The sequence below is a fragment of the Streptomyces sp. YS-3 genome, assembly GCF_045257485.1.
Classification (GTDB): domain Bacteria; phylum Actinomycetota; class Actinomycetes; order Streptomycetales; family Streptomycetaceae; genus Streptomyces.
Map to the genome: position 1 here is coordinate 1 of NZ_JBJHPC010000412.1, position 6,583 is coordinate 6,583.

The following is a 6,583-nucleotide window of genomic DNA, read 5'->3' on the forward strand; positions in this document are numbered from 1 at the left end:
GCCGCCAGCCGGTCCGCCGGGGGCGGCAGGAAGCGCCCCCGGCGGACCGGCTGGCGGCGCTTCGTGCCCGGCTGGCGCCTGGTGCTCGGCACCGTCCTGGTCATCGCTCTGCTGCTCATCGGCGGCTTCATCGCCGGCTACGCCCTCGTCCACATCCCGCCCGCCAACGCCACCGCGACCGCGCAGTCCAACGTCTACCTGTACGCCGACGGCAGCCAGCTCGCCCGGGACGGCGAGATCAACCGCGAGAACGTCCGGCTCGCCCAGATCCCGCTGACCGTCCAGCACACCGTGCTCGCCGCCGAGGACCGCGACTTCTACTCCGAGCGGGCCGTCGACCCCAAGGCCATGGTCCGCGCCGCCTGGAACACCCTCTCCGGCAAGGGCAAGCAGTCCGGCTCGACGATCACCCAGCAGTACGTGAAGAACTACTACCTGGGACAGGAACAGACGATCAGCCGCAAGGTGAAGGAGTTCTTCATCGCCATCAAGCTGAACCGCGAGGTCAGCAAGGCGGACATCCTGGAGGGCTACCTCAACACCAGCTACTTCGGCCGCAACGCCTACGGCATCCAGGCCGCCGCCCAGGCCTACTACGGAAAGGACATCGAGAAGGTCACCACCGCCGAGGGCGCCTATCTGGCCTCGCTGCTCAACGCCCCCAGCGCCTACGACGTGGTGGCGCACCCGGAGAACAAGGGCAGGGCCGTCGCGCGCTGGAACTACGTACTGGACGGCATGGTCAAGAAGAAGTGGATGACGCCCGCCGCGCGGGCCGCCGCCACCTTCCCCGTACCCGGCAAGGCGCGCCCGGCGGCCGGGATGGCCGGACAGCGCGGCTATGTGGTCGAGGCGGTGAAGGACTATCTGACGGACAACAAGATCATCGACGAGAACACCCTGGCCAAGGGCGGGTACCGGATCACCACCACGCTCCAGAAGCCCAAGCAGGACGCACTCGTCGCCGCCGTCGACGACAAGGTGATGTCCCAGGTCAGCTCCGAGCGCCCGGTGGACCGCAACGTGCGCGTGGGCGGCGCCTCCATCGACCCGGACAGCGGCAAAGTACTCGCGATGTACGGAGGCATCGACTACACCAAGCAGTACGTCAACAACGCCACCCGGCGCGACTACCAGGTCGGCTCGACCTTCAAGCCGTTCGTCTTCGCCTCCGCCGTCCAGAACGCCGCCAAGACGCAGGACGGGCGCACGATCACCCCGAACACCGTCTACGACGGCACCGACAGGCGCTTCGTCCAGGGCTGGTCCGGCACCCCGTACAACCCCTCCAACGAGGACGGCAAGTCCTACGGACAGCTCACCGTCCGGTCCGCCACCGACCTCTCGGTGAACGCCGTGTACGCGCAGATGGCCGTCGACGTCGGCCCCAAGAACGTCCGCGGGACCGCCGTCGACCTGGGCATCCCCTCCACCACCCCCGACATGCCGAACGGGCCCTCCATCGCGCTGGGCACCGCGACCGCCTCCGTCCTGGACATGGCCGAGGCGTACGCGACGCTCGCCAACCACGGCAGGCACGGCACGTACACGATGGTCGAGTCCGTCACCAAGGACGACGAGAAGGCGGAACTGCCCGCACAGGACACCAAGCAGGCCGTCCCGCGCGAGGCCGCCGACACCACCACCTCGATCCTGCAGAGCGTTGTGGAGGGCGGCACCGGTACGGCCGCGCAGGCCTCGGGACGTACGGCGGCGGGCAAGACCGGCACCGCCGAGGACGACAAGGCGGCCTGGTTCGCGGGCTACACGCCCGATCTGGCCACCGTCGTCGCCGTGATGGGCCAGGACCCCGACACGGCCGCCCAGAAGCCGCTGTACGGGGCGCTGGGGCTGCCCCGGATGAACGGCGGCGGGCCGCCCGCGGAGGTGTGGGCGCAGTACACGGCGCGCGCGCTCAAGGACACCGAGCCGCAGGACTTCGACCTCCAGCTCCAGGAGGGCGCCTCCGTGCCCCCGCCGGTCGAGACCCAGGCACCCAACCCGGACACCCCCAACCCGCCGCCCGGCCGGACCGAGGGCCAGGACGAGGGCCGCACGCAGGGGCAGACCGAGGGCGGGACGACCGACGGCGGCACGACGGGCGGCGCCACCACGGACGGTTCGACGGGCGGGACGACCGGCGGCACCACCGGGGCCACGACCGACGCGGGCACCACCACGGGCGGCACCACCGGCGGCCCGACCAACGGCGGGACCACCACCGGTGGCGCCACCGACGGCGGCACCACCGGCGGGACCACGGACGGCGCGCCCACCACCGGAGGCACGACGGCGGCCACCCAAGGCGGCGTCACGGCGGGCCAGACGACCACCGGGACGACGGCCGGAGGCGCCGACCGGCCGCGCCGCCGGGCACGCACGAGCTGAGCCGCGGGGAGGGCGCGCCGCCGCTAGTGGCCGGAGGTCGCCTTGAGGCCGACCACGGCCACCAGCAGCAGACAGACGAAGAAGATCCGGGCGGCGGTCGCCGGCTCACCGAACACCAGCATGCCGAGCACCGCCGCACCGGCCGCGCCGATGCCCACCCACACGCCGTAGGCGGTACCGATGGGCAGGGATTTGGCGGCCTGCGAGAGCAGCACCATCGAGGCGACGATCCCGGCGCCGGTGAACAGACTGGGCCACAGCCGGGTGAACCCGTCCGTGTACTTCATCCCGACCGACCAGCCGACTTCGAGCAGACCGGCGACGACCAGCAGAACCCAGGCCATGACAGACACCTCCGAGAGACGTACGCGCGCGTACGCGGCGTACACGCGGGGTGCGTCGTCTTGTCATGACCCGGTACGACGCGTCTCGTCGGGGTGCTCCACCGTAGCAAAGCGGCGCGGGCGGCGGCGGGCATGGCAAAGGGCTGGTGACGGCGGCCACCAGCCCTTCCGTTCCGTTCCCGCGACCGCGCGGATCCGGGGGTACAGGGGAACAGGGATACAGCACTACAAGGGTTACGGCTTCAGAGATAGAGCCCCGTCGAGTCCTCGGACACCCGCTCCGAGGCGACGGCGTGCAGATCGCGCTCCCGCATCAGTACGTAGGCGATACCGCGCACCTCGACCTCGGCACGGTCCTCGGGGTCGTAGAGCACCCGGTCGCCCGCCTCGACGGTCCGCACGTTCTGGCCGACGGCGACCACCTCGGCCCAGGCCAGCCGCTTGCCGACGGCGGCGGTCGCCGGGATCAGGATGCCGCCGCCGGAGCGCCGTTCGCCCTCGGGTGTGTCGGACCGGACCAGCACGCGGTCGTGGAGCATCCGGATGGGCAGCTTGTCGTCGTGGGTGTTCTCGCTCACGGACCCGAACCTACCTGTCCCTGCCCCCGGCGTATGCCGAAGGGCCACGGAAGAAGAAGCCGGACGAGGGGGCGGGAGCCGTCAGCCGCGGCGCTTGCGGGCGGACGACAGGGCGAACAGCCCCACCAGCCCCACGGCCAGCAGCGCGACCGGCACGACGCGCTCAAGGCGGGGCGCGCCCTCCTCGTTCACGAACTGGGCCTTCACGTCCGAGACGGCCCGGTTCACCGCGACGAAGGCACGGCCGGCCGTCCGGTCCACGGCCGAGGCGACCTTCGCCTTGGCGTCACCGGCGATCGTCGACGGGTGCAGCCGTACGCCGATCTCGTCGAGGGTCACCGCGAGCTCGTCCCGGCGGCGCCTGATGTCCGCCTCGATCTGCGCAGGGGTCCTGGCTTCCGACACTGCGCCGCCTCCGTCTGTTCGGTCGGGGTATGGGGTTGTCAGTCATCGACAGTCTGTCAGCTCTACCGGCGATGCACTGTCACAGGCCCCCATTAGGCTCTGCTGGAGTAAGACTGCCCCGTTCCTTCCGGAGGAAGATCCCATGAGCGAGCGACTCGTCCCCGGCGACACCGCCCCCGCCTTCACCCTGCCCGACGCGGACGGCAACGAGGTCTCGCTCGCGGACCACAAGGGCCGCAAGGTCATCGTGTACTTCTACCCCGCCGCCCTCACCCCCGGCTGCACCAAGCAGGCCTGCGACTTCACGGACAACCTGGAGCTGCTGGCCAGCGCCGGTTACGACGTGATCGGCGTCTCCCCCGACAAGCCGGAGAAGCTGGCGAAGTTCCGCGACCAGGAGTCCCTGAAGGTCACCCTCGTCGGCGACCCGTCGAAGCAGGTCCTGGAGGCGTACGGGGCCTTCGGCGAGAAGAAGCTGTACGGCAAGACGGTGACCGGCGTCATCCGCTCCACGGTGGTCGTGGACGAGGAGGGCAAGGTCGAGCGCGCGCTGTACAACGTGAAGGCGACGGGGCATGTCGCGAAGATCATCAAGGATCTGGGGATCTGAGGAGTCGCGCTCGGCGTCGCCGCATTTGGGGTGCAACCGTCCGGTCGACGGCGCCGCCGCTCCCGAACTGCCACGCGGCCAGAAGCACTTGGCGCCGGTAAGCCTCCGCAGGTGAGCCGGCACCCGCCCCATCCACCGCGGCTGCCTGCCCCGGTATCATGACAGGCGGCTAGCGGCGGTGGTGCAACTGGCGACACAGCAGACTTAGGATCTGTGGCCCGTGAAACGGCTTGAGGGTTCGAATCCCTTCCGCCGCACCCGAACGGCCTGCGAATCGAAGGATCGGCTCGCAGGCCGTTTCTGTGCGCGCTCTCAGCCCAGCAGCTCCCGCACCACCGGTACCAGCGCTCGGAACGCCTTGCCGCGGTGGCTGATCGTGTTCTTCTCCTCGGGCGTCAGCTCCGCGCAGGTGCGGGTCTCGCCCTCCGGCTGGAGGATCGGGTCGTAGCCGAAGCCGTTCGTGCCCGTGGGCTCGTGGCGGAGGGTGCCCAGGAGGCGGCCCTCGACCACGCGCTCGGTGCCGTCGGGGAGGGCCAGGGCCGCCGCGCAGGCGAAGTGGGCGCCCCGGTGGGGGTCCGCGATGTCGGTGAGCTGGGCCAGGAGCAGGTCCAGGTTGGCCTTGTCGTCGCCGTGGGTGCCGGACCAGCGGGCGGAGAAGATGCCGGGGGCGCCGTTCAGTACGTCCACGCAGAGGCCCGAGTCGTCGGCGACGGCGGGCAGGCCGGTGGCGCGTGCCAGGGCGTGGGCCTTCAGGAGCGCGTTCTCGGCGAAGGTGACGCCGGTCTCCTTGACGTCGGGGATCTCCGGATACGCGTCGGCGCCGACCAGTTCGTGGGGCAGTCCGGCGTCCGCGAGGATCGCGCGGAGCTCGGTGATTTTGCCGGCGTTGCGGGTGGCGAGGATCAGGCGGGTCATGCCCCCAGTATCGCCGGGTGCGTCCGGCGTCATGGCGTCACGGGGTGCAGACCTTGCCGACTTCCTTCGCCGCGTCCTTGACGGGGCTGATGTCGGGTGTGCTGTCGCCGTTCTTGATCGCCGAACGTACGTTGCCGACCGCCTTGTTGAGGTTGTCGACCGCCTTGGAGAGATCGGCGTTGTCCGTCTTGTTCTTCAGCGACGACAGGTTGGTGTCGATGTCGTTGAGGGCCTGGTCCGCCTGCGCCGGGTTGTCGGTGGCGTTGGAGACCGCCCGGCCGAGGTCGTCGACGCTGGAGGCGATCGCGTCGGCCGTCTGGACGCAGTCCAGCGCCTTGCTGACCGCGCTGCACCCGACGGCGGCGGGCAGGGCGATCACCGCGGTGGCGGTGGCGAGCACGAGGGCGCGGCGGCTTCTGCGCATGGGCGGGTCCTCCCCGGGGTGTACGGACGGGCGTACGGTTCGGCCCGTACGCCCGTGCCGGTAGGGACGCGGGGAGTGGCGCTGTGGTTGCCGCGCCCGGCCCTACGCGCCGAGCGTGCGGCCCAGCGCCTCCGTCTGGAGCGCGGCCAGGTCGGCGCAGCCGCCGGTGGCGAGGTCGAGGAGGGCGTTGAGCTCCTTGCGGTCGAACGGCTCGGCCTCGGCGGTGCCCTGGACCTCGACGAAGCGGCCGTCGCCGGTGCAGACGACGTTCATGTCGGTCTCGGCGCGTACGTCCTCCTCGTAGCAGAGGTCGAGGAGGGGGGTGCCGTCGACGATGCCGACGGAGACGGCGGCGACGGTGCCGGTGAGGGGCTGGCGGTTGGCCTTGACCAGCTTCTTGGTCTGGGCCCAGGCGATGGCGTCGGCGAGTGCCACGTACGCGCCGGTGATGGCGGCGGTGCGGGTGCCGCCGTCGGCCTGGAGGACGTCGCAGTCGAGGACGATGGTGTTCTCGCCGAGTGCCTTGTAGTCGATGACGGCGCGGAGGCTGCGGCCGATGAGGCGGGAGATCTCGTGGGTGCGTCCGCCGATCTTGCCGCGGACGGACTCGCGGTCGCCGCGGGTGTTGGTGGAGCGCGGCAGCATCGAGTACTCCGCGGTCACCCAGCCCTCGCCGCTGCCCTTGCGCCAGCGGGGGACGCCTTCGGTGACGGAGGCGGTGCAGAAGACTTTGGTGTCGCCGAAGGAGATGAGGACGGAGCCCTCGGCGTGCTTGCTCCATCCGCGTTCGATGGTGATGGGGCGGAGCTGGTCGGGGGTGCGGCCGTCGATACGAGACATGCCACGAGCGTAGCCCGTGGGCGTCTCGCTCCTGGGGGCGTGCCCCCCGGCCCCCCTTCCGGGGCTTCGCCCCGTGGCC

The 6,583-nt window shown here is 70.9% G+C and carries 8 protein-coding genes, 1 tRNA gene and 1 riboswitch; of the genes, 3 read left to right on the plus strand and 6 right to left on the minus strand.

Annotated elements, in window-relative coordinates:
- A partial coding sequence (locus tag ACJA3G_RS26725; RefSeq protein ID WP_406555602.1) for a transglycosylase domain-containing protein occupies positions 1–2,388 on the plus strand: 2,388 nt, incomplete at its 5' end.
- Positions 2,389–2,411: 23 nt separating this feature from the next.
- On the opposite strand, the gene ACJA3G_RS26730 is transcribed toward ACJA3G_RS26725, so the two are convergent.
- From ACJA3G_RS26730 to ACJA3G_RS26740, 3 genes are all read right to left on the minus strand, one after another.
- Positions 2,412–2,732, minus strand: a complete 321-nt coding sequence (locus ACJA3G_RS26730; RefSeq protein WP_406555603.1) for a DMT family transporter — start codon at positions 2,730–2,732, stop codon at positions 2,412–2,414.
- Between the two features lie 49 nt (positions 2,733–2,781).
- A riboswitch (guanidine-III (ykkC-III) riboswitch) is annotated at positions 2,782–2,845 on the minus strand.
- A gap of 129 nt (positions 2,846–2,974) precedes the next feature.
- Entirely contained in the window at positions 2,975–3,310 is a 336-nt protein-coding gene (locus ACJA3G_RS26735; protein ID WP_358834058.1) for a co-chaperone GroES, read from the minus strand.
- 81 nt (positions 3,311–3,391) lie between these two features.
- Positions 3,392–3,715: a DUF3618 domain-containing protein gene (locus ACJA3G_RS26740; protein ID WP_406555604.1), complete on the minus strand. Its 324-nt coding sequence runs from the start codon at positions 3,713–3,715 to the stop codon at positions 3,392–3,394.
- Positions 3,716–3,857: 142 nt separating this feature from the next.
- Between ACJA3G_RS26740 and bcp the strand changes: the two genes are divergently transcribed.
- Both bcp and ACJA3G_RS26750 read left to right on the plus strand, forming a co-directional pair.
- Entirely contained in the window at positions 3,858–4,325 is a 468-nt protein-coding gene (gene bcp / locus ACJA3G_RS26745; protein ID WP_406555605.1) for a thioredoxin-dependent thiol peroxidase, read from the plus strand.
- A gap of 172 nt (positions 4,326–4,497) precedes the next feature.
- A tRNA-Leu gene (locus ACJA3G_RS26750) sits at positions 4,498–4,582 on the plus strand.
- A gap of 55 nt (positions 4,583–4,637) precedes the next feature.
- Here ACJA3G_RS26750 and rdgB read toward each other — a convergent pair.
- The 3 genes from rdgB to rph all read right to left on the minus strand — a co-directional run bounded on the left by rdgB (position 4,638) and on the right by rph (position 6,504).
- Positions 4,638–5,240 (minus strand): RdgB/HAM1 family non-canonical purine NTP pyrophosphatase, encoded by a 603-nt coding sequence (gene rdgB, locus ACJA3G_RS26755; RefSeq protein WP_406555606.1) that lies wholly within the window; start codon positions 5,238–5,240, stop codon positions 4,638–4,640.
- A gap of 37 nt (positions 5,241–5,277) precedes the next feature.
- On the minus strand, positions 5,278–5,664 hold the full coding sequence (locus ACJA3G_RS26760; RefSeq protein ID WP_406555607.1) for a hypothetical protein: 387 nt from the start codon (positions 5,662–5,664) through the stop codon (positions 5,278–5,280).
- A gap of 102 nt (positions 5,665–5,766) precedes the next feature.
- Entirely contained in the window at positions 5,767–6,504 is a 738-nt protein-coding gene (gene rph, locus ACJA3G_RS26765) for a ribonuclease PH (RefSeq protein ID WP_406555608.1), read from the minus strand.
- Between the last annotated feature and the right edge of the window lie 79 nt (positions 6,505–6,583).

What these genes read in the sequence shown, in the direction of transcription:
- ACJA3G_RS26730 (WP_406555603.1), bottom strand. Translation starts at nt 2,732, where the DNA reads ATGGCCTGGGTTCTGCTGGTCGTCGCCGGTCTGCTCGAAGTCGGCTGG.
- bcp (WP_406555605.1), top strand. Translation starts at nt 3,858, where the DNA reads ATGAGCGAGCGACTCGTCCCCGGCGACACCGCCCCCGCCTTCACCCTG.
- rdgB (WP_406555606.1), bottom strand. Translation starts at nt 5,240, where the DNA reads ATGACCCGCCTGATCCTCGCCACCCGCAACGCCGGCAAAATCACCGAG.
- ACJA3G_RS26760 (WP_406555607.1), bottom strand. Translation starts at nt 5,664, where the DNA reads ATGCGCAGAAGCCGCCGCGCCCTCGTGCTCGCCACCGCCACCGCGGTG.
- rph (WP_406555608.1), bottom strand. Translation starts at nt 6,504, where the DNA reads ATGTCTCGTATCGACGGCCGCACCCCCGACCAGCTCCGCCCCATCACC.